A 21,584-nucleotide genomic window follows, 5' to 3' on the forward strand; every position below is an offset into this window, starting at 1 on the left:
ACCGGATCCCCGGCCGCCGCCGGATCACACCGGGACGGGCAGAAGCGTGCGGAAGGAGTTGCGCGCGCGGTTCAGGCGGCTCTTGACGGTGCCCACCGGAATCCCGATCTCCTCGGCGATCTCCTCGTACGTGCGGTCCTCCACCTCGCGCATCACGAACGGAATGCGGTGGTGGTCGTCCATCTTTTCGATGGCCGCGTCGATGGCCTTGCGCAGCTCGCTGCGGTACGCCTCGCGCGACGGGTCCGCCGCCCCGCTGGCGAACTCCACCGGCCGGGCCGGCGCGCCCGACGCCGTGCTCTCGGGACGCAGCTCGCTGAACGCCGTCTCGCGCCGGCGCGAGCGGTTGCGGAACTCGTTCTTGAGCAGGTTGTTCGCGATCGTGTGGATCCACGTCGAGAACTTGCGCGCCGGATCGTAGCTTTCACGCGCGCGGTGAATGCGCAGGAAGGTGTCCTGCGTGAGGTCGGCCACGCGCTCCTCGTCGTTCAGACGCTTGCGCAGGAACCCCTGGATGCGGGGCTCGTAGCGCTCTACCAGGACGCGGAAACCCGCCTCCTCGCCCTGCGTGTACCGCTGGAACAGGTCCTCGTCCGCCATATCGTGCAGCACCGGCGCCTCGGGCTGGCGGCTGCCAAGACGCATGCGGTCCGGCCGCACGCCCGTGGGGGCGTGCTTCGGCGCTTCGAAGAGCGCTGCCGTGCTGCTGAGGTCGATGGTCGTCTTCATGGGATATAATGTAACCTGTCCAGGTACATTTGTCGAGGGTCCGCACCACGTGCCTCTCGCGGTTAACCCGTTGCTAATCTGATGTTTACGCGTCCGCCGGCGACTGCCCCCCGTCCTGGCGGCGGCGCGCCCGCGTGCGCGCGTCGGCGATGTTGAAGGCCAGGAAGATGATGGAGCCCAGCGCCAGCTGAAAGTAGAAGGTAAGCATGCGCCACCCCGCCGTGGCGATGCCGATGAGCCCGGCGGGGAGCAGCGCCTGGTACACCAGGTAGAACGCCGCCTCGGCCCCGCCCGACGCGCCGGGGGTGGGAATGAACATCATCGCGGTGAAGATGACCCACTGCAGCAGAAAGAACATCACCGGGTCCACCCGCGCGCCCAGGAAGTACGCCAGGGCGGTGACCACCGAATAGCGGCAGGTCCACTGCACGGCGGTGATCAGGTAGGTAAGGGCGAAGCGGCTCTTGCCCCGCGCGATCACCAGCTCGTGCACGCTTCGGAAGTCGTGCCAGGTGCGCCGCGACTTGCGCTTGAAGCGCCCCGCCATCCGCAGCCCGCGGCGGCGCACGGCCTCGCCCAGAAAGCCCCGCAGCGCGGCCTTGAACAGCAGCCGCAGGGCGACGATGACCAGCACCGCCACCACGATCACCAGCAGCGCCTGCCCCCGCACCTGCCGCCCCAGCATCCGCAGCACGGGGAGGTCCCACGCGCGGGAGAGGAAGATGGACAGGGGGATGGCCACGCCGAAGAACAGCATGTCCTCGATGTAGCCCAGCGTGACGATGGAGGCGGCGTGCCCCTGCGAGATCCCCTTCTGCACCATCATCCCCCAGCGAAACACCTCGCCGCCGGAGCTGGTGGGAAAGACCGAGGACGACAGCTCCGCGCCCAGCGTCACGCGGAACATGTCGCGAAAGCTGACGCGGTGGCCGATGAAGCGGGCCCAGATCAGCAGCCGCAGGGTGTTGGTGACCCAGGGAAACAGGGCCAGGAACAGCGCCAGGTACAGGTAGCGCCGGTCCAGGTCGCCCAGGTTGCGCAGCACGTCGTGGTCGGTGGCGAACCAGCTGAGCGCCAGGTTGCCCAGCACGCCGAACGGCACCAGGAACAGCGCCGTCCGCAGCACGCGGTCGAAGCTGCGGCCAAGGCCTCCGTTCTCGCTCGGGTCGGGTGGGGCGGTGCTGGGCTTCATGTGCGCGGGGCGGGGCGGTGGCGGCCGATCACGCGGCGGTAGCTTTCGGTGAGCCTTCCATTGATGGCGCTCCAGTCGCGCTCGCGTGCCGCGTCGCGCGCCTGCCGCCCCATCCGCGCGCGCTGCTCCGCGTCGCGCAGCAGCCCTTCGCACTTTGCGGCGAGGTCCGCCGGGTCGTTGGCCCGGGCGATGAAGCCGGTTTCCCCCGGCCGCACCAGGTCCGGCGGCCCGCCTTTGTCGGCCACGACGGTGGGGAGGCCGGACGCCTGGGCCTCGAGCACCACGTTGCCGAAGGTCTCGGTGGTGGAGGGAAAGACGAACACGTCGCCCGATGCGTACCACCGCGCCAGGCCGTCCCCGGACTGGTGGCCGGCGAAGTACGCGTCCGGCAGCGCGGCCTGAAGCTCGCCGCGCATCGGGCCCTCCCCTACGAGCACCAGGCGGTGCCGGTTTCCACGCTGCCGCAGGATGCGGTCCATCTGCACCAGGTCGGCCATGTCCTTTTCCTTTACCAGGCGGCTGACCATCAGCAGAACGGGCGTGTCTTCATCCGCCCCGGCCAAGGCACGCAGCTCCGCGTCGCGGTGGTCCGGGGAAAAGCGGGCCAGGTCGATGCCCCGCGACCACAGCTCGGTGTTGGTGATTCCGTGCTCCGCCAGCTCGGCGATGATGCTGTCGGAGGGGGCGTAGACGCGCTCGCACTTTTCGTAGAACCGCCGCAGCATCCGCCACCCGAACCCCGCCGCCCAGGGAACGCCGTAGTAGCGAAAGTAGCTGACGAAGTGCGTGTGAAAGCTGCTGACGACGGGGATCCCCCGCCGGCGCGCCCACGCCTGCGCCCGCGACGCCATCGGGGTCGGGCTGACGAGATGCACCAGGTCCGGCTTCCACGCGTCCAGCTCGCGCGCAATGCCACCCAGGCGCGGCAGGGTGACGCGGTAGTCGGGATACAGGGGAAAGCGCACGTACCGCACGGGGCGCACGCGTCCGCTCCACGACACCTCCGGCCCGGGGACGAAGGGCGAATGGACGCGGAAGTCGATTCCGTTCCGCTCCAGGAACCCGAAGAGCTGCGCCAGCGTGCGCGACACGCCGTCCACGTGGGGAAGCAGGCTTTCGGTGAAGTACACCACCTTCATTCGCCCGTCCCGCTGCGGGTCCCGTGCTGCGCCTGCCGTGATGGATGCACCGGCGATGCTGCTGGTGGATGGGGGTGGGAAGCCGCGGGCAATCTAAGAGCCGGGGGCCGATGGTGACAGAGTGCCCGCCGCGGAAGCCGGACGCGGGCCGCCGAACGGCCACGCACCCGGCACCGGCGCGGGTGCGGGGGATGCCGCTCGTCCCCTCATCACCCTTGATGCAAAAGGCCGGCTGTGCTAAAATACCAAATCCGACACTGAATGTGATTTTGGCCGCGCTGCGCGATTCACTCTCGCCTCGGCTCCAGCCCCCATCGTCCCACACCGAGGCAGCAATGAACGACGAGCGCGAGGATACCACCCTTTACGCGGTGGTAATGAACGACGAAGAGCAGTACTCCATCTGGGAGGCGGGGCGAGAGCTTCCGCTGGGGTGGACGGCGGCCGGCAAGACCGGGCTGAAGGCGGAGTGCCTGGCCTACATCGAAGAGGTGTGGACCGACATGCGCCCCCGCAGCCTGCGCGAAAGCATGGCGGCCGCGGGCGTCTGATCCACTTTCCGTTTCCGGATGGGCCACGGCCCCCTCTCGCCACGCGGGAGGGGGCCGATGCATTTGTCAGGCTCTACGGAAGAGCGGCCTCATCCCCGATCCTCAAAAAGAATGATCGTACAGAGGAACAGAGTCAGACAGAGGAAGCGAACTGAAATATCGGCTTGGTTCCTCTGTCTGACTCTGTTCCTCTGTACCCCCATCCGTTGTTTTTCCGCATTCGGTGAAGTTACTCGATCGGCTTGAGTGCCGGCGACGATGCGGCCCCTGCCGCGCCGGGGTGCAGCCGCCGGGCTGCACCTGGAGCCGCCCGGCTGCACCCAGCGCAGTGGGAGAATCCATACAAATCTCTATATAACAAGGACTTAGATTTCAGGCGGCTCCGGTCCCGCGGTTGCGTTGGTGGCTGGCGCAGGACGCGATCGACATCGACCGAAATCAACCGGAGCAGGACCATGCGGAGCAAGACCATTCTCGGCGCGGCGGGCGTGATGGCGGCGCTGGCGCTTTTGGCGGGGGAGGCGGGGGCGCAGGCGTTCCCGGCGGAAAAGGCGGCGCAGGCACGCACGGCGGTGGCGGAGTGCACGGCCGCCGGTGCGCGAAAGGACGAGGCGGCGGCGCGGCCCGCCAGTGCGCAGGCGACGGCGCTGCTGCGCGAATGGATGCAGGCGGAGCCGCGCGGGGTGGAGCCGCGGGTGCGCCTGGCCGCCGTCCGCGTGCGGTGCGAGATCCCCTTCGCCGACATGATGGGCGCGGGCGCCCTGGTGGGGCAGGCGAACGGGTTGCTGGAAGAGGCGCTGCAGATCGATTCCACGCACTGGGAGGCGCGCTTTTCCCTGGCGATGAACCACTTTCACACGCCGGAGTTCCTGGGGCGCACGCCGGACGCCATCCGCCACCTGGAGATCCTGATGCGCCAGCAGGGGGACGGGGCGCAGCCGCACTTCGCGGAGACGTACCTGGCCCTGGGGGACCTGTACCGCCGCACCGGCCGCACGGACGAGGCGGCGGCGCTCTGGCGGCGCGGGGCGGCGCTCTTTCCGGCGGACGGGCGCTTCGCCGAGAAGCTGGGGACGGGCGGCGGCGCGTCCGCCTCCGCCCCCGCGGCGCGGGACTCCAGCCGGGTGGTGGTGATGGAGGCGATCACCGTGGAGGCGGGCACGCGGATGGACGACACGCGCAGCGCGGTCGCGCTGAAGCGGGTGGACGTGCTGACCACGCCGGGCGGGACGGCGGACGTGATGCAGGCGTTTCAGACCGCGCCCGGCGCCACCCGCGCCGCGGAGGGGAGCGACCTGTACGTGCGCGGCGGCGACCCCGCCGAGGCGCCGGTGTTCGTGGACGGCGCACGGCTGTTCTATCCCGGGCGCTACGAGACGCTGAACGGATCGACCTTCGGCATCCTGGACAGCCAGGTGCTGGACGCGGCGTACTTCAGCAGCGGCGGCTTTTCCGCGCGCTACGGCGACGCCCTTTCCGGCGTGCTGGACGTGCGCACCATCGGCCGGCCGGGCACGCGGACGCTGGCGGTGAACGCCAACACCGTGCAGCTGGGCACCAGCCTGCGCCTGCCGATGACGCCCAGCCTGGGTGCGTGGGGCACCATCCGCGGCACGGACGCCCGGCTGATGCTGGCGATGCACGGACGGGCGGACGAGTTCGCGCGCGCGCCCGCCGCGCTGGAGGGGATGGCGGGCATGGTGTGGGAGCCGCGCGCGGGGACCGAGGTCAAGCTGACGGCGATGGCCGACGAGGACGCGCTGGCCCGCGAGGTGGACGCGTACGGCTACTCCGGCCCATTCCGCAGCCAGGGCTCCAACCGCCTGGCCGCGCTCAGCGGGCGGACGCTGCTGGGCGAGGCGCGGGTGGCGGTGCGCGGCGCCGTCAGCGCGTCGCGCCGGCAGACGCGCTTTCGCTTCGGCGTGCTGGACCGCGAGCGCACGGACCGCGGCGCCACGGCGCGGGTGGACGCGGACGTGTCGCTGGCGGGCGGCGGGCGCGTCTCCTTCGGCGCGGAGGGGGCGTGGATGGACAACGCGCAGGCCGGCATCGTCCCCTCCACCGACCGCCTTGCCCCCGGCTCGCCCGCGGATGCGCTGGACACGGGCGAGGACGCGCGGCACCTGGGCGGCTACGTGGAGGCGGAGCGCGCCCTCTCATCCTCACTGGCGGTGATCGCGGGGATGCGCGCGGACCGGCTGCCGGGGGAAGACGCATGGAGCGCGGACCCGCGCCTGGCGCTGGCGTATCGCGCGGGTGATTGGACGCTGCGGCTGGGCGGCGGCGTGTTTCACCAGGGGCGCTGGCGCACCCGGTACCGCGTGCCGGACGCCGGCGCCCCCGCGGGCACGCCGACGGCCGCGCGGCACCTCGTCGTCGGCGCGGAGCGGGGCGGCGAGCCGTCGCTCAAGGTGGAAGGCTACGTGAAGCGCTACGCCGGCTACGTGGCGGACGGGGACGGGCCGCGGATCGAGGCGGGGCGCGTGGCGGGGGTGGACGCCATCGTGCGCTGGAGCGAGCAGCGCCGGCTGAACGGGTGGATCACCTACTCGTACCTCGATGGACAGGTGGAGCTGGAGGACGGGCGCACGGCGCCGGGCGCGGTGGACGTGCGCCACTCGCTGACCGCGGTGGCGCGCTGGAGCTTCCGGCCCGGCTGGGAGCTGGGGAGCACGCTGCGCATTGGATCCGGAAAGCCGTTCACCGACATCACCGGCGGCCGCGAGGGCCCGGACGGCCGCGTGGCCCCCGTCTACGGCGCGCCGAACGGGGCGCGGCTCCCCACCTACCGGCGGCTGGACGCGCGGGTCACGCGCTACCTCCCCATGCGCGCGGGCGTGGGCGTGGTGTACCTGGAAACGCTGAACCTTCTGGACACGAAGAACGTGTCGGGGTATACCTACGGCGCCGGCTACGCGGAGCGCCGCCCGACGCTCTCGTACTTCTCGCAACGCACCCTCGTCCTGGGCCTGGGGCTCACCTTCTGATGAACACGCTCGCCGCGGCGGTGGCGTTCTTTGCGCTGGGCGTCACCTTCACGGGCACCGCGCTGCTGCTGCTCTTCAACCCGCGCGCCTCGTCCGTACGCTGGTTCTCCCTCTTTCAGCTCTCGCTGATGGTGTGGCTGGCCGCGCAGGGGTGGGCGTACGCCACGGACGGCTGGGACCGGCTGGGGCCCGTGGTCAGCGGGGCGGTGCACATGGCGCCGGGGCTGTTCCTGGCCTTTTCCATCCATGAGAACCGCGGGTCCGCCCGCGGCGCGGTGGCGGCCATCCTCCTGGGGCTGGCGCTGCTGCCGCTGGACCTGGCGTCCGTCGGCGCGCGCGAGTCGGAGCTGGTGCTGCTGGCGTGGACCGTGGGCGCGTGGGGCGTGGCCAGCTGGCTGTTCGTGCGGAAGATGAAGCGCGATCCCGGAAGCCCGCGGGAAAAGCGCATCGGCCGCACGGTGCTGATCCTGATGACGATGGTGATGCCGGTCGGCGTGCTGGGCGGCATCCTGACGCGCGGCGAAACCACCGTCTTCGTCATGCCGCTGGCGATGGTGTGGATCCAGGGGCTGCTCTTTTACGGCGTGGCACGGCTGCGCTTTTACGACATCGAGATCCGCGCCGTGCGCACCGGCGAGCTGGCGGCCGCGGCGGCCGAGCAGGAGCGCCTGGCGGTCGTGGGCGAGCTGAGTGCCTCGCTGGCGCACGAGATCCGCAACCCGCTCACCGGCGTGCGCTCGCTGGCCCAGCGGCTGGCGGAGGAAGAGATCCCCGAAGACAAGCGCCGCCGCTACGCCTCCGTGATCCTGGAGGAAGTCGGCCGCGTGGAGCGCCTGGTGGCGAACCTGCTGGGCATCGCGAAGCGGGCGCCGCGGGTGCGGGATGCGGACGCGCGCACGCCGCTGTCCCCGCTCTTCGACGACCTGGCGCTGCTGGTCACCGGCCGCGCGGACAGGGCGGGCGTCCGCATTTTGGTGGATGCGCATGGGGCCACGGCGCACTCCGCCCGCGAGCCGCTTGCCCAGGCGCTGCTGAACCTGCTGCTGAACGCGGTGGAGCACACGCCCGCCGGCGGCACCGTCGCCCTGGCCGCGCGGACCGCCGACGGCGGGACGACGATCACGGTGCGCGACGGGGGCCCCGGCGTGCCGCCCGGGGAGCGCGAGCGCATCTGGGAGCCGTTCCACACCGGCGGCGGCGGCACCGGGCTGGGCCTCGCCGTGGTGCGCCGCGTGGCGCGGGAGGAGGGGTGGACGACCGAGGTGGACGATGCCCCCGGCGGCGGCGCCGAGTTCCGCATCGTCATCCCCACCGCCGTCCCGGCGGACCAGGGGCGGACGCTGGAGCCGGCGCGCGCGGCGGGAGGCGCCGCGCTGGTGCTGGCCGCCTTCGCCATGCCCCTGCACGCGCAGACGGCCGTGCCCCCACCCTGCACCATCGCGGCGGAGCGATCGCACGCGCTGTGGCAAACGGCGGGGGTGCCGGGGCTGGCGGTGGCCGTGGCGACGGACGGAGAGGTGACCTGGAGCGCCGGGTACGGCTGGTCGAACGTGGAAGACAGCGTCCGCGCGACCCCGTCCACCGTCTTCGGCATCGGCAGCGTGTCCAAGCCGCTGGCCGCCGCGGCGCTGATGCGGCTGGTGGAGCGAGGGGTGGTGGAGCTGGACGCGCCGGTGCAGCGCTACGCCACGTCGTTTCCTGAAAAGGACGCGCCGGTCACCCTGCGCCAGCTGGCCGGGCACCTGGGCGGCATTCGCCACTACGGGCCCCAGGACTTCGGGCGGGCGGCGCGGCCGCGAACGGCGACGGAGGCACTGGCCATCTTCGCGGACGATCCGCTGGTCGCGGCGCCGAGAACGCGCCACGCGTACTCCAGCTACGGCTTCGTGCTGCTGAGCGCCGCCATGGAGTCCGCCGCCGGCCGCGACTTCCTCTCGCTGATGCGCGACGAGGTCTTCGCGCCGCTGCGGATGGAGAGCACGGGTGTGGATCTGCTGACGGACCTCGATTCCGCGCGCGCCGTTCAGTACACCGGATGCACGGCGGCCGGCTGCACGCGCTCGCCGTACGTGGAGTACGCCGGCACCTGGGCGGGCGGCGGATTCACGTCCACTGCCATCGACCTGGCGCGCTTTGGCGGGCAGCTGCTCGAGGGGAGCTTTCTGCGGCGCGAAACGCTGGAGATGATGTGGACTCCCCAGCGCACCGCCGCGGGCGACGACACCGGCTACGGCATCGGCTGGCGCACGGGCCGCGACGCCGCGGGGCGCCGCATCGTGCACCACGGCGGCCGCACGCACCAGTTGCGCGCCTTTCTGCTCCTGTATCCCGACCACGGCGTCGCCGTCGCCGTCCTCGCCAACGGCCCCGCCGACTTCGCGGAGGACGTGGTGGCGCGCATCGCGGAGCCGTTTCTGGCACGCTGCTGATCGCCTGATCTTTACGTGCGGTGGCAGGTGAAGTCTCGTTGTCTCGTCTGTGTGCTTTGTTTACCTTCCTGTGCATGCGTATCTATCTAGACACATGCACGATCCAACGGCCGACCGACGATATGCGGGAAGATCGCGTTCGGCTGGAGGCGCAGGCGATCACGGAAGTGGTTGCACTCATCGAAGCTGGTGAGGTCGAACTTGTAAGCTCCGCCGTGTTGAAGATCGAGCACGAGCGCAATCGTAACCGTATGCGCCGAGGGGCAAGTGCGCAGGTGCTCGCGCTAGCCACCGAAGTCGTTCAGATTGACGAAGCCGTAGATCAGCGCACGCAGTCGTATCGGATGCTTGGGCTAAAGGGGCTTGATGCAGCACACCTGGCGTGCGCGGTGCAGGCGGGAGTGGACTTCTTCTGCACCTGCGACTACAGGTTCTTACGCCGCGCCAAGAAATTGGAAACCGGCTTGACGCGGGCGGTAAGTCCGTTAGAGTTGATTCAGGAGGTACAGCGATGAGTACTACCGTGAAGCCGTTGTCGGAAATCACCGAGGAGGCGATCGCCATTCTCAGCCGTGAGATGGGCGTAGCGAATACGCTGCGCTTCCTCAGCCAGTTCACCGCTGGAAACGGAAACTATACGGAAGAACGCGACGTTCTCGAACGCGATCTTTCCGTCGAGGAGATCTTTGCGGAAGCTCGCCGCAGACAGGCTGTTGACGCTTCACGTTGAGCGGTAGCGCGGCTCTACGGCTCTCGCCTCGTGCGCTGTACCACTCAGCAGGCCCGTCGAGCAATCGGCGGGCTTTCTCCATCGCCAATCCCTCATTCCGCCCCCACTGATGCGCATCCTGGTCGTTGACGACAAGCGGGCGATCCGGTTCTCGCTGGCGGAGCTGCTGGAGAGCGACGGGCACGACGTGCGCGAGGCGGAGCACGCGCCGGCGGCGCTCGCCGCCCTGGACGAGGCGCCGGCGGACCTGGTGCTGAGCGACCTCACCATGCCCGCCATGGATGGCCTGGCGCTGATGGAGGAGGTGCGGACGCGCCACCCGGACACCCTCTTCGTCCTGGTCACCGCGCACGGCGACGAGCGCACGGCCGTGCGGGCCCTGCGCGAAGGGGCGTACGACTACGTTCCCAAGCCGTTCGACAACGAAGAGATCCGGGCGCTCGTCCGCCGCGCGCGCGAGGTGCTGTCGCTGCGGGCCGAGAACGCGCGGCTGCGGCGCGAGCTGGCCGGCGAGTTCCGCGGGCTCATCGGTGACTCGGCGCCGCTGCGCGAGGTGGTGCGGGTCGTTCGCCGCGCGGCGCCCACCGACGCCACCGTGCTGGTCACCGGCGAAAGCGGCACGGGGAAGGAGCTGGTGGCGCGGGCGCTGCACGACGAGAGCCGGCGCCGCGCCGGCCCGTTCGTGGCCCTGAACTGCTCCGCGCTTCCCGGCGAGCTGGTGGAGCGCGAGCTGTTTGGCCACGTGCGCGGCGCGTTCACGGGGGCGGACCGGGACGCGGAGGGATTGTTCGAGGCCGCGGACGGCGGCACGCTGTTCCTGGACGAGGTGGGCGACCTGGCCCCCGCCGCGCAGGCCAAGCTGCTGCGGGCGCTGGAGGAGCGAACGATCACGCGTCTGGGATCCACCCGGCCGGTGGCGGTGGACGTACGCGTGGTGGCCGCCACCAACCGGCCGCTGGACCAGATGACGGCCAGCGGCGCGTTTCGCGAAGACCTGCTGTACCGCCTGCAGGTGATTCCGCTGCACATCCCTCCCCTGCGCGAGCGGCGCGAGGACGTGATGCCGCTGGCGCTGCACTTTCTGGCTCACTTCGCCGGCCGCTACCGGCGCCCCATTCTCGGCTTCAGCGACGGGGCGCGCCGGCTGCTGCTGTCGTACGGGTGGCCAGGGAACGTGCGCGAGCTGCGCAACGCGGTGGAGCGGGCGGCGGTGATGGCTGAGGGAGAGCGGGTCGAAGCGGGCGACCTGCCGCCGCAGCTGGCCGAGAGCCGTGCACCGGTGGACCCGGTGGACGCCGCCCTGGCGGACCTGCCCTTTGCCGAGGCACGCGAACGGGCGGTGGACGCGTGGGAGCGGCGGTTCCTGGCGGCGGCACTGGAGCGGCAGGGCGGCAACGTGAGCGCCACCGCCCGCGCGCTCGACCTGCACCGCCAGAGCCTGCAGAAGCGGCTGCGCGCGCTGGGCCTTGCCCGCGAGGCGCCCGGCGAAGGCGCGGGCGCCGCGTAGCGGGACCGCGGATCCGCCGGCGGTTACGGGGTCATAAAAAACAATCGTACAGAGGAACAGAGTCAGACAGAGGAAGCGAGCTGAAAGATCAGCCTGGTTCCTCTGTCTGACTCTGTTCCTCTGTACCCATAAAAGGTGTTGTTTTTCCGAATTCGGGATCAGGACGCGATGTCCGCCTCCGCCGCGACCTCGTCCAGGCCCAGGTCGCGGCGCAGCAGCGCCTCGGGGTCCGGATCGCGGCCCATGAAGCGGCGGAACAGCTCGTCCGGCTCTTCCGCGTCGCCCTGGCTGAGCACCGCGTCCACGAAGGCGCGGCCGGTTTCGCGGTTGAACAGCCCCTCGCGCTGAAAGCGGGTGAACGCGTCCGCCTCGAGCACCGCCGACCACATGTAGCTGTAGTATCCCGCCGCGTACCCACCGCTGAAGATGTGCGAGAACGCGGTGATGAAGTGGTCGCGCGCGAAGTCGGGGCGGGGCGCAAAGCGCTCCATCACCTGCTGCGCCCGGACCACGGGGTCGCCGTCCACGGCCGGGTCGTAGCGCACGTGCAGCTCCAGGTCCACCGTGCCGTAGCTGAGCTGCTTCATCTGCAGGTGCGCGCCCATGAAGGTGCGCGCCGCCCGCATCTTCTGGTACAGTTCCTCGGGAATGGGCTCGCCCGTCTGCCAGTGGCGCGCGAACAGGTCCAGCGCCGGGCGCTCCCACGTCCAGTTCTCCATGATCTGCGACGGAAGCTCCACCCAGTCGCTGGGCACGCGCGTTCCCCCCAGCGCCCCCACCTCCACGCGCGACAGCACGTGGTGCAGCAGGTGGCCGAACTCGTGAAAGACCGTCTGCACCTCGCGGTGGGTGAGCAGCGCGGGGCGGCCCCCCTCCGGCGGCGACAGGTTCCCCGCCATCAGCGCCAGGTGCGGCTTCCACCCGCCCTCCCGCGGCCCGCCCACGACGAGGCCGTTCATCCACGCCCCGCCGCGCTTGCTCTCGCGCGGAAACCAGTCCGTGTAAAAGCTGCCCAGCAGCGTGCCGTCCTCGTCCACCACGTCGTAGAAGCGCACCTCCGGGTGCCACACCGCCTCCAGCTCGCGCGGCCGCACGCGCACGCCGAACAAGCGCTCGGTAAGGCCAAAGAGCCCTTCCAGCACGCGGTCCATGGGGAAGTAGGGGCGCAGCAGCTCGGCGTCCATGTCGTAGCGGGCCAGCCGCAGCCGCTCGATGGCGTACGACACGTCCCACGGCTCCAGCGGGTCCAGCCCCAGCTCCGCGCGGGCAAAGGCCTGCAGACCCTCCATCTCCCGCAGCCAGATGGGCCGCGTGCGCTCCGTAAGGTCTTCCTCGAAGGCCACCGCGCGCGCGCCGCTCCCCACCATGCTTTCTTCCAGCGCCAGGTCCGCGTAGTCGCGAAAGCCCAGGATCTCCGCCAGCTCGCGGCGCAGCTCCAGGATGCGCCGGATGAGCGGGCGGTTGTCGTGCTCGCCGCTGGACGCGCGGTTCATGTACGCATGGTAGATGCGCTGGCGCAGGTCGCGCCGGGCGGCGTACTGCATGAACGGCTGGTACGAGGGCTGCTGCAGCGTGAACCGCCATCCGTCGATCCCCCTGGCCTCCGCCGCCGCGCGGGCCTGCGCCCGCGCCGAGTCCGGGAGCCCCTCCAGCTCCGCCTCGTCCGTCAGCACCAGCTCCCACGCGTTGGTGGAGTCGAGCACGTGGTTGGCGAACTCGGTGGTCAGGCGCGACATCTCCACCCGCAGCGCCTCCACCCGCTGCTTGCGTTCCGGCGGCAGGTCGGCGCCGGCGCGCTCGAACGAGCGCACCACCTTGTCTAGGTGCCGCCGCCGCACGCCGGCCAGGGCGCGGGCGTCGTCGGTGGCGGCGTACGCGCGGACGGCGCTCCACAGCTCCGCGTTCAGCGGAATGCGCGCGGAGTAGGCCGACACCTCCGGCAGCACCGTCTCGTACGCCGTGCGCAGCTCGGGCGAGCTCATCACCGCGTTCAGGTGCGAGACGGGCCGCACCACGCGCCCCAGCCGCTCGCCGATCTCCTCGAGCGCGTGGATGGTGTTTGCGTACGTCCGCGGCTCCGCCAGCGCCGCCACCGCGTCCACGCCCGCCTGCGCGTCGGCCAGCGCCTGGCGCACGGCGGGCACCACGTGCTCGGGGAGAATGCGGTGAAAGGGGACCGGCGTTTCGCCGGAAAACAGCGGGTTGGCGTCCAGGGCCGCGGGCGCGGCGATCGTATCGGTCATCGAGGGCTCTTGTTGGTCATGTTTTCGGCGCCGGGATCGGGAGCGCGGGGTGCACGGACGGGGAACCGCTGGGTTTGGGCGTGTCCCTCCGCTGCGCTCCGGGCCGGGCTGCGCGCGCCGTAGGCAACGATACAGCTGTTGCCAACGGCGCCGAGCCCCCGGCGCGCCAGGGTTCCGCCCGTTTCCGTCGGTTCGTGCACGGCGCGCCGGTGTCTCGACCCTGCGGGCGCGCATCCCTCACGCGGGTACCGCGACCCATCCGCGCCGGACCGGCCACGTTCTCCGGCTACGTCTTCCGGCCTCATCGCGCCGAGCGCGGAGCGGACCGCGGGTTCGGCCCACGCTGCGCGCCGCGGGCACCCGCACGCGCCGGGCCACGCCGCATCGCAGCGACACGCGCGCCCAAATACCGACCGATCGGGCCGGGTCCGCCAGCGGGAGCGAATGAATTCGCCGCTGCAACGGCGCAAAGTCCGCCTGCGCGGACTCGGCGGCCCGGCTATGTGCGGCATCCCCAGCCCCTGCGCGTCCGCTCCCAGGGCGATCCTCGAACTCCGCCGCCTCGCCCCACGGTCTCGGCTACAGTCCGCGAAGGCGGACTTCGCGATCGTCCAGCGGCGAATTCATTCGCTCCTGGGGCGAGCTCGCGCTTCTGCCTGCCGTCGGGCGCGGATGCGCTGCGTCCGGGCCCATCGCGGGCTTCCATGGCGGGGCGGACGGTACAGCGACTGTCGGAAAGTGGGGCGACGTGTCGTGGAACGGGTCAGCGTGCGGCTGCGTGGAGGGCGCGCAGCCGCTCCGGCCAGTCCGGGCGGGCGAAGACCATCCGGAACCAGGGGGTGAACGCCTCCGGGCTGCGGCGCACCTCGTCGGCCACCTCGTCGACGCCCGCCCAGCGCCATCCATCCACCTCGTCCGGGCTGGGCACCGGGTCGCCCTCCCACTCGGCGGCGAAGACGTGGTCGTACTCGTGCTCCACCAGTCCGCCGCCCACGTCGGCGCGGTAGGTAAAGGCGAACAGCGGCGTCAGCGCGCTGTCGATCCCCATCTCTTCCCGCAGCCGGCGCCGGGCGGCCTGGTCCACCGGCTCGCCGGGGCGCGGGTGCGAGCAGCAGGCGTTGGTCCACAGGCCGCCGGAGTGGTACTTGGCCGTGGCGCGGCGCTGCAGCAGCATCTCGCCCCGCGCGTTCAGCACGAAGACGGAGAGGGCGCGGTGCAGCCGCCCCTCCAGGTGCGCGCGCTGCTTTTCAAGCGTTCCCACCTGGACGTCGTTCTCGTCCACCAGCACCACGCGCTCTTCCATCCGCTCCGGCTCTTCCCCGCCTCCGTGGACTCCCCCCTTTCCGGCGGCCGCCGGCGGGAGCATGTACCAACCTTCGACGTTTGATACCCGCAACCGCCGCGCCGGAGCCGCGTTCGTCATGAAACGCGAGCGTAGGAGAAATCCTGACACGCGCAGGGGTTCGTTCCGTTGACGCCAGCGCGAGCTTCGGGTAAGATTCAGTATCCAATCACGACATGCCAGAGGGGGGTGCGGCCGCGCACCCGGGTTCCCTCGTTGCCGCGGAGGTTCTCTTCGCGGCGGTTTCCGGCTTTTCAGCGACTCGGCAGCCGCGCCCCGGCGGCGCATGCGGCCCGTCCGCGCGTGCCGGCGATGCGTCCTCCTCTTTTTCGCCCTTCGCGTTTTCGCGGGAGCTCCATGCCGCACGAGATGTTCGAATCCCCCCTGTACACCCACTTCGTCTCGCACTACGCGCAGCCCACCGGGCCGGACCTGCTGGGGCGCACGGAGCCGTTCTTCGCGTGGCAGGACGCCCGCCGCCAGGCGGGGCTGTGGCCGTACTCGCGCAGCCTGGACGCCGCGCCGCGCGCCGCCTGCGCGGTGCGCGGCGAGACCGGCGCCGGCGCGGTGGGGCTGAACTTTCTTTCGCAGGACTACCTGTCGCTCTCCACGCACCCGCGGGTGGTGGAGGCGGCGCACCGCGCCCTGCGCGACCACGGGCTGCACAGCGCCGGCAGCGCCATGCTGGGCGGCAACACGGCGCCGTCGCTGGTGCTGGAGGACGCGCTGGCCGAGGCGCTGCACATGCCGCACGTGGCGCTGTTCTCCACCGGCTGGGGCGCGGGGTTCGCCACCATCACCGCGCTGGTACGGCCCGGCGACCACGTGGTGATGGACACGCTGGCCCACGCCTGCCTGCAGGCCGGCGCCGCCGCCGCCACGCGCAACGTGGTGCGCTTTCGCCACCTGGACAACGAAGCCGTGCGCCGGCACCTGCGCAAGATCCGCTCGCGCGACGCGCAGAACGCCATCCTGGTGGTGACGGAGGGGCTGTTCTCGATGGATTCGGACGTCCCCGCCATCGAGGAGCTGCAGGGCATCTGCCGCGAGTGGGGCGCCACGCTGCTGGTGGACGCGGCGCACGACTTCGGGGCCATGGGGCCGCGGGGCACCGGCAGCGTGGGCGCGCAGGCCATGCTGGGCAAGGTGGACCTGGTGATGGGCGCCTTCAGCAAGACGTTCGGCTCCAACGGCGGGTTCCTGGCCACGCACTCGCCGGCGGTGCGGCAGTTCGTGCGGGTGTTCGGGGGGCCGCACATCTTTTCCAACGCGCTGTCGCCGCTGCAGGCGGCGGTGGTCACCGAGTCGCTGCGCATCGTCCGCTCGGCCGAGGGCGACGAGCTGCGCGAGCGGCTGTTCGAGAACATCGGCACGCTGCGGGGCGAGCTGCACCGGCGCGGCATCGAGACCCTGGGCGCGCCGTCGCCGGTGGTGCCGGTGGCCATCGGCGGCGCACCGGTGGCGCGCGTGGCGGCGCGGATGATCTTCGACCACGGCGTGTTCGTGAACCTGGTGGAGTACCCGGCGGTGCCCCTCCGCGGGTCGCGGTTCCGCATGCAGGTGATGGCGGACCACTCGCGCGAGCAGGCGCGCGCCGCCGCGGCCGTGGTCGCCGAGGCCATCCACGACGCACGTGCCCTCGTGGAGGGCCCGCACGCGTTCGCGGTCCCGTTCGCCGGCCTGCAGCAGACCGCCGCGTAGCTCCGCCGGCGTCCGCCCTGAAGCGCCCCGTCCGGCCGATGCCGGGCGGGGCGTTTTCGTCTTCGCGCCCCCCCGGGCACAGGCACCGGAATTCCGCGATTTCTCCGTTTTTTCTTCCGAATCCGTGCGGATGCAGGCCAGCGCGGTTGGAGACATTGTACGTGCGCATTGGACAAATAGATCTCACTGGATCGGCAACAGTGCTTTATACGCCAATGGGAGAACAACATTTCATGCGTCCCCGACGCGACAAAATCGCTCATAAACCCTGTAAACACCTCGGTTTCGGAGCAATGCAAGTGGTGTAGTGAAGCGCCCGCTTGACGACATCAGGGCTTGTTGTTACAGTTTGGACGAGTCCCGCCGCACGTGCAGCCGCACGTTCTTCCGGCACTTTTCTACAAATCACCTCCCATCCATACCGGGAGCGCATTTCCGGCCCGGGCACCTGCCCGGGACACCTGTTTGCGCGCGTGCCGACCTGCTCCGCCATCGTTTCACCCCCCCTCGGGAGCCTACATGTCGAGCGACCTTTTTACGTCACCCCTGTACACCCACTTCGTCTCCAACTACGCGCAGCCCACCGGCCCTGACCTGCTGGCGCGCACGGAGCCCTTCTTCGAGTGGCAGGATGCAAGGCGGCACGCGGGGCTGTGGCCGTACTCGCGCAGCCTGGACACGCCGGCGCGCGCCGCCGGCGCCGTGCGCAGCGAGACGGGGGTGGGCGCGGTGGGGCTGAACTTTCTGTCGCAGGACTACCTGGGGCTTTCCACGCACCCCATGGTCATCGAGACGGCGCACCGCGCCATTCGCGAGCACGGGCTGCACAGCTCGGGGAGCGGCATGCTGAGCGGCAACTCGGCGGCCACGCTGGCGCTGGAGAGCGCGGTGGGCGAGGCGCTGGAGACGCCGCACGTGGTGCTGTTCCCCACGGGGTGGGCTGCGGGCTTCGGCACCATCAACGCGCTGGTCAAGCCCGACGACTACGTGGTGATGGACACGCTGGCGCACGCCTCCCTGCAGACGGGCGCCAACGCGGCGACGCGCAACGTGGTGCGCTTTCGCCACCGGGACAACGAGGCGGTGCGCCGGCACCTGCGAAAGATCCGCGCGCGCGACACGGCCAACGGCATCCTGGTGATCAGCGAGGGGCTGTTCTCCATGGATTCGGACGTGCCGGCCATCGAGGCGCTGCAGGCGATCTGCCACGAGCACGGCGCCACGCTGCTGCTGGACGTGGCGCACGACTTCGGCGCGCTGGGGCCGCGGGGCACGGGGAGCATCGGCGCGCAGGGCATGCTGGGGAAGGTGGACCTGGTGATGGGGGTGTTCTCGAAGACCTTCAGCGCCAACGGCGGCTTCCTGGCCACCCGCTCGCCGGCGGTGCGGCAGTTCATCCGCGTGTTCGGCAGCCCCCACATCTTTTCGACGGGGATGTCGCCGCTGGGCGCGGCGGTGGCGCGCGAGTCGCTGCGCATCGTCCGCTCGCCGGAGGGCGACACGCTGCGCGCCAGCCTGATGGCGGCCACCACCACGCTGCGCGGCGAGCTGAACCGGCGCGGCATCGAGACCATCGGTGACCCGTCGGCGGTGGTGCCGGTGGCGGTGGGCGACGCCCCGGTGGCGCGGCTGGCGGCGCGCGCCATCTTCGAGCGCGGCGTGTTCGTGAACATGGTGGAGTACCCGGCGGTGCCCATCAGCGGCTCGCGGTTCCGCATGCAGGTGATGGCCAGCCACACGCCGGGCCAGGCGTACGCCGCCGCCTCGGTGGTCGCCGACGCCATCCACGAGGCCCGCGACCTGGTCGAGGGTCCGCGCCCGCTCGCCATCGCCCCGGAGCCGGCGCAGGCCCCGGAGGACGCCACGCTGGTTTCGGCGTTCTGATCCAGCCCCGGCACAAGATGGGTCTCACACAGAGGGAGCAGAGGACGCAGAGGAACGACTCCGCGTCCTCTGCTTTTCTGCGTGATACCGGCTCCTGAAAAAGAATGATCGTACAGAGGAACAGAGTCAGACAGAGAAAGCGAGCTGAAACATCATCTTGCCTCCTCTGTCTGACTCTGTTCCTCTGTACCCATCAAGGTGTTGTTTTCCCGGATTCGGTATGAGACAGGTCTTTGGGCGGATCGGGATGATCGTCCATCCACGGTCTCCGCGTCCTTCTGCTGCACAAGAACGGAGCGGGGAGCCGCCCCCGCACGGTGCGCACGCGGCGGCTGGACGAGCGGTCAAAATCCGCCTATCTTACATCATCCCAAACACATGCGCGGCGCCTTACCTCCGGCACCGCGCTTGCCTTTTCGGCGCGGCGCGGCCCTGATCGGCCGCGCTACGCATCTTCTTTCCTTCCCCCGTCCAGGTCTCATGCACAACCACACCCCTCGTCTCGCGGCCCTGCTGCTTGCCGCCGGCGCGCTGGCCGCGTGCGGCGACGATCCCGTTCGCGCGCTGGGCCCGGCGGAGGCCGGCGCGGCGGTGCTCGCGGCTACGGCCGGCGGCGCGCCCATCTACGCGGGCACGCAGAACGACTATCAGCCCAGCCTGATCCGCACGCGCGACGGCCGGCTGATGATCGTGCTGGAGCGGCTGGCCGCGCGCACCAACTCGGGCGACCTGTTCGTCTCCACCTCGGCGGACGGCGGCGCCACGTGGAGCGTGCCCTCACTGATCGTGGGCACCAAGCTGAACGAGCGGCATCCCTCGCTGGTGCAGCACGCGTCGGGCGCGTTCAGCCTGTTCTACATCGTGGTCGACGCCAAGGGCGCGTACCGCATCCACCGCGCGACCTCGGCCAACGGCACCACGTGGACGCAGCACGGCGCGGTAAACCTGGGCTGGTCCACCGCAGGCGACATGAATCCGTCCGTGATCCTGGAGGCTGACGGGTCGCTGACGATGGCCTACCAGCGCTACACGGGCACGGCGTACGTGGGACACATCGCGCGCAGCCTGGACGGCGGCGCCACGTGGGACGGGCTGCGCACCACGGTGAGCAACGGGGCCAGCGCCATGCTGCCGCGCGTGGCAAAGCGCGAGAGCGACGGGATGTACATGGTGACCTTCCAGGCCACCGGGCCGGGGGGGCAGATGGCCATCTACGCCAGGACCTCGGCCACTCCGTACGACTGGAGCACGCCGCGCGTGCCCGTGAGCGAGGGGGAGAACGCGCACGACTCGCAGCCCATCGTGCTGCACGACGGGCGCTTTCTGGTCACCTACGGCGCGGTGGCGGGCGACGCGGGCTACAACCTCTACTACCGCACCACCGACGGGGCGGCGTGGGGCGCGCCGGTCAAGCTGACCACGGACGCGGACCAGTACGACGTGCAGCCGCACCCCATCCTGCACGCCACGCCCGGCCACGTGATTCTTTCCTGGGGCCGCCAGCGCGCCGCCGGCTCCGACTACGACATCTGGGTGAACCCGGACCTGGCGGTGCAGTAGCGACGAATAGGGAATAGGGAATAGGGAATAGCCGGCAACGGCGGGGCCGGATGCCGCTACTGCTGGGCCAAGTTCCCTGCGCAAGGGTCTGCGCAGCAGGTGGGGAACTCACACGGAGTCAACGGAGTTAACGGAGGGAAGACCTCCGCTGACTCCGTTAACTCTGTGTGAGGCCTTCCTTTTGGTCATTCGAGAGAGGCAGGTGGAGCCGCGCGGCCTCGGTGACGGCGGCGGCGATCCCGTCGCGGTTGCGGGCCAGGCGGATGGAGATGCGCTGCTCGCGGCCGTCCGCGGTGACCAGGCGGACGGATTCGGGGGTGGCGTCGATGGAGCGTAGCTCGCTCCAGCGGGCGGCGGCGCGGCGAAAGCGGCCGGCGCGGAGGGAGATGCCGTCGTCGTCCACGCGCAGCGACCACTTTTCGCGCAGGCGGCGCTGGATGCGCGGGTGCAGAAAGGCGAGCCCCAGCGCGACCACGCCGCTCAGCAGGGGCGGCGAAATCAGCTTGCCGCCAGCGCTCCACCGCGCGTACCACTCCATGAAGAGCACCGCCGCCGCGGCCAGGTTCAGCCAGCTGATGCCCGCGGGCCGGTGCTCGTCGCGCTCTCTCACCTCGCGCACGATGGCGCCGGCCAGCGCGGCGGCGCCCACCAGTTCCACGGCCCCGAGCGCCGTCTGCGCGGCGCTGGCGCCGGGGAGCGTGTCCATCGCCGCCGCAAGCAGACCGAACGCCGCGACGCCGTGCCCGAACAGGTCCATTCGCTGGGCAAGCATCACCCGGCGGTCGCGGATGGGGATGATCAGCGGCTCCATGCGGCGGTCTGCGCGGGATGACGTGCGGGCGGATGCTGGCAATCTGCGCGATCCGCATCCTCCGGAAAAGCAGTGCGGCCCGGCGGATGATCCGCCGGGCCGCTGATGCTTATGCCGCTTGGAGATTAATTGAGGTTGAAGCAGGCTGCTTTTCGTCGGCCGCGCAGGCTCTGTCTGGCTCCGACGTGACCGCGAGCCCGGTGCGGGCTGCCGCGTCAGGGCACGAGCAGTTCGAGAGTAGATCCCTCGGCCCTGCAGCCGCTTGCGTGTGCGGACGGTTCCGTGTGGCCGGACCTCGGGATGACAGATTTCTGGTGTGCGCGAAAATCTGTCATTCCGAAGGAGCGCCGCGCTGACCCTTCCCGCCCGCCAGACCCGGCGCGCGACTGAGGAATCTAGCGTCGGGCCGCTCGGAGCCGGCTCCGGCGCGCGGGGCCATCGGCTTCGTCCGGCCGTGTCACGGCCGCGGGTGCGGTGCGGGCTGCCGCGTCAGGGCACGAGCAGGCGGAGAGTAGATCCCTCGGCCCTGCAGCCGCTTGCGTGTGCGGACGGTTCCGTGTGGCCGGGCCTCGGGATGACATATTTCTGATGTACGCGAAAACGGTCATTCCGAAGGAGCGCCGCGCTGACCCTTCCCGCCCGCCAGACCCGGCGCGCGACTGAGGAATCTAGCGTCGGGCCGCTCGGAGCCGGCTCCGGCGCGCGGGGCCATCGGCTTTGTCCGGCCGTGGCACGGCCGCGGGTGCGGTGCGGGCTGCCGCGTCAGGGTTCGAGCAGGC

Annotated in this window: 15 protein-coding genes; 9 read left to right on the forward strand and 6 right to left on the reverse strand. The window is 70.8% G+C overall.

Annotated features, from left to right (window positions below; translation table 11 throughout):
* Window positions 1–24: 24 nt before the first annotated feature.
* The 3 genes from VGC13_RS19315 to VGC13_RS19325 form a co-directional block, all read right to left on the reverse strand.
* Window positions 25–729 (reverse strand): RNA polymerase sigma factor, encoded by a 705-nt coding sequence (locus tag VGC13_RS19315; RefSeq protein ID WP_331126921.1) that lies wholly within the window; start codon window positions 727–729, stop codon window positions 25–27.
* 85 nt (window positions 730–814) lie between these two features.
* Complete coding sequence (locus VGC13_RS19320; protein WP_331126922.1) at window positions 815–1,921, reverse strand: lysylphosphatidylglycerol synthase transmembrane domain-containing protein; 1,107 nt, start codon at window positions 1,919–1,921, stop codon at window positions 815–817.
* The gene (locus VGC13_RS19325; protein ID WP_331126923.1) at window positions 1,918–3,060 is read right to left on the reverse strand and encodes a glycosyltransferase family 1 protein; all 1,143 of its coding nucleotides are present in this window, start codon (window positions 3,058–3,060) and stop codon (window positions 1,918–1,920) included. Before VGC13_RS19325 ends, VGC13_RS19320 begins: the two co-directional genes overlap by 4 nt.
* Before the next feature lie 335 nt (window positions 3,061–3,395).
* Here VGC13_RS19325 and VGC13_RS19330 point away from each other — a divergent pair, with 335 nt between their 5' ends.
* The 6 genes from VGC13_RS19330 (at window position 3,396) to VGC13_RS19355 (ending at window position 11,264) form a co-directional block, all read left to right on the forward strand.
* Window positions 3,396–3,611, forward strand: a complete 216-nt coding sequence (locus VGC13_RS19330) for an MbtH family protein (protein ID WP_331126924.1) — start codon at window positions 3,396–3,398, stop codon at window positions 3,609–3,611.
* A 455-nt stretch (window positions 3,612–4,066) separates the two neighbouring features.
* A complete protein-coding gene (locus tag VGC13_RS19335) occupies window positions 4,067–6,598 on the forward strand; it encodes a tetratricopeptide repeat protein (protein ID WP_331126925.1) in 2,532 nt (843 codons plus the stop codon).
* On the forward strand, window positions 6,598–9,027 hold the full coding sequence (locus VGC13_RS19340) for a serine hydrolase (protein ID WP_331126926.1): 2,430 nt from the start codon (window positions 6,598–6,600) through the stop codon (window positions 9,025–9,027). Before VGC13_RS19335 ends, VGC13_RS19340 begins: the two co-directional genes overlap by 1 nt.
* A gap of 74 nt (window positions 9,028–9,101) precedes the next feature.
* Window positions 9,102–9,542: a PIN domain-containing protein gene (locus VGC13_RS19345; protein WP_331126940.1), complete on the forward strand. Its 441-nt coding sequence runs from the start codon at window positions 9,102–9,104 to the stop codon at window positions 9,540–9,542.
* Entirely contained in the window at window positions 9,539–9,757 is a 219-nt protein-coding gene (locus VGC13_RS19350) for a hypothetical protein (protein ID WP_331126927.1), read from the forward strand. The genes VGC13_RS19345 and VGC13_RS19350 overlap by 4 nt, the downstream gene beginning before the upstream one ends.
* A gap of 109 nt (window positions 9,758–9,866) precedes the next feature.
* On the forward strand, window positions 9,867–11,264 hold the full coding sequence (locus VGC13_RS19355; RefSeq protein ID WP_331126928.1) for a sigma-54 dependent transcriptional regulator: 1,398 nt from the start codon (window positions 9,867–9,869) through the stop codon (window positions 11,262–11,264).
* 158 nt (window positions 11,265–11,422) lie between these two features.
* On the opposite strand, the gene VGC13_RS19360 is transcribed toward VGC13_RS19355, so the two are convergent.
* Both VGC13_RS19360 and idi read right to left on the reverse strand, forming a co-directional pair.
* Window positions 11,423–13,507 (reverse strand): M3 family metallopeptidase, encoded by a 2,085-nt coding sequence (locus tag VGC13_RS19360; RefSeq protein WP_331126929.1) that lies wholly within the window; start codon window positions 13,505–13,507, stop codon window positions 11,423–11,425.
* A gap of 763 nt (window positions 13,508–14,270) precedes the next feature.
* Window positions 14,271–14,810, reverse strand: a complete 540-nt coding sequence (gene idi / locus VGC13_RS19365; protein WP_331126930.1) for an isopentenyl-diphosphate Delta-isomerase — start codon at window positions 14,808–14,810, stop codon at window positions 14,271–14,273.
* Between the two features lie 408 nt (window positions 14,811–15,218).
* Here idi and VGC13_RS19370 point away from each other — a divergent pair, with 408 nt between their 5' ends.
* The 3 genes from VGC13_RS19370 (at window position 15,219) to VGC13_RS19380 (ending at window position 19,994) form a co-directional block, all read left to right on the forward strand.
* Window positions 15,219–16,550 carry an aminotransferase class I/II-fold pyridoxal phosphate-dependent enzyme gene (locus VGC13_RS19370; RefSeq protein ID WP_331126931.1) on the forward strand — a complete coding sequence of 444 codons (1,332 nt, stop codon included), beginning with the start codon at window positions 15,219–15,221 and terminating at the stop codon, window positions 16,548–16,550.
* Window positions 16,551–17,069: 519 nt separating this feature from the next.
* Window positions 17,070–18,434 (forward strand): aminotransferase class I/II-fold pyridoxal phosphate-dependent enzyme, encoded by a 1,365-nt coding sequence (locus VGC13_RS19375; RefSeq protein ID WP_331126932.1) that lies wholly within the window; start codon window positions 17,070–17,072, stop codon window positions 18,432–18,434.
* Between the two features lie 480 nt (window positions 18,435–18,914).
* Window positions 18,915–19,994, forward strand: coding sequence for an exo-alpha-sialidase (locus VGC13_RS19380; RefSeq protein WP_331126933.1), 1,080 nt, complete (start codon window positions 18,915–18,917; stop codon window positions 19,992–19,994).
* A 157-nt stretch (window positions 19,995–20,151) separates the two neighbouring features.
* Here the strand turns inward: VGC13_RS19380 and VGC13_RS19385 are convergent, their stop codons facing one another.
* Window positions 20,152–20,805, reverse strand: coding sequence for a hypothetical protein (locus tag VGC13_RS19385; protein WP_331126934.1), 654 nt, complete (start codon window positions 20,803–20,805; stop codon window positions 20,152–20,154).
* Window positions 20,806–21,584: the final 779 nt, after the last annotated feature.

Source organism: Longimicrobium sp. (genome assembly GCF_036399255.1).
Classification (GTDB): Bacteria; Gemmatimonadota; Gemmatimonadetes; order Longimicrobiales; family Longimicrobiaceae; genus Longimicrobium.

Coding starts and splice junctions, on each gene's coding strand:
- VGC13_RS19315 (WP_331126921.1), bottom strand. CDS start 729: ATGAAGACGACCATCGACCTCAGCAGCACGGCAGCGCTCTTCGAAGCG.
- VGC13_RS19320 (WP_331126922.1), bottom strand. CDS start 1,921: ATGAAGCCCAGCACCGCCCCACCCGACCCGAGCGAGAACGGAGGCCTT.
- VGC13_RS19325 (WP_331126923.1), bottom strand. CDS start 3,060: ATGAAGGTGGTGTACTTCACCGAAAGCCTGCTTCCCCACGTGGACGGC.
- VGC13_RS19330 (WP_331126924.1), top strand. CDS start 3,396: ATGAACGACGAGCGCGAGGATACCACCCTTTACGCGGTGGTAATGAAC.
- VGC13_RS19335 (WP_331126925.1), top strand. CDS start 4,067: ATGCGGAGCAAGACCATTCTCGGCGCGGCGGGCGTGATGGCGGCGCTG.
- VGC13_RS19340 (WP_331126926.1), top strand. CDS start 6,598: ATGAACACGCTCGCCGCGGCGGTGGCGTTCTTTGCGCTGGGCGTCACC.
- VGC13_RS19345 (WP_331126940.1), top strand. CDS start 9,102: ATGCGTATCTATCTAGACACATGCACGATCCAACGGCCGACCGACGAT.
- VGC13_RS19350 (WP_331126927.1), top strand. CDS start 9,539: ATGAGTACTACCGTGAAGCCGTTGTCGGAAATCACCGAGGAGGCGATC.
- VGC13_RS19355 (WP_331126928.1), top strand. CDS start 9,867: ATGCGCATCCTGGTCGTTGACGACAAGCGGGCGATCCGGTTCTCGCTG.
- VGC13_RS19360 (WP_331126929.1), bottom strand. CDS start 13,507: ATGACCGATACGATCGCCGCGCCCGCGGCCCTGGACGCCAACCCGCTG.
- idi (WP_331126930.1), bottom strand. CDS start 14,810: ATGGAAGAGCGCGTGGTGCTGGTGGACGAGAACGACGTCCAGGTGGGA.
- VGC13_RS19370 (WP_331126931.1), top strand. CDS start 15,219: ATGTTCGAATCCCCCCTGTACACCCACTTCGTCTCGCACTACGCGCAG.
- VGC13_RS19375 (WP_331126932.1), top strand. CDS start 17,070: ATGTCGAGCGACCTTTTTACGTCACCCCTGTACACCCACTTCGTCTCC.
- VGC13_RS19380 (WP_331126933.1), top strand. CDS start 18,915: ATGCACAACCACACCCCTCGTCTCGCGGCCCTGCTGCTTGCCGCCGGC.
- VGC13_RS19385 (WP_331126934.1), bottom strand. CDS start 20,805: ATGGAGCCGCTGATCATCCCCATCCGCGACCGCCGGGTGATGCTTGCC.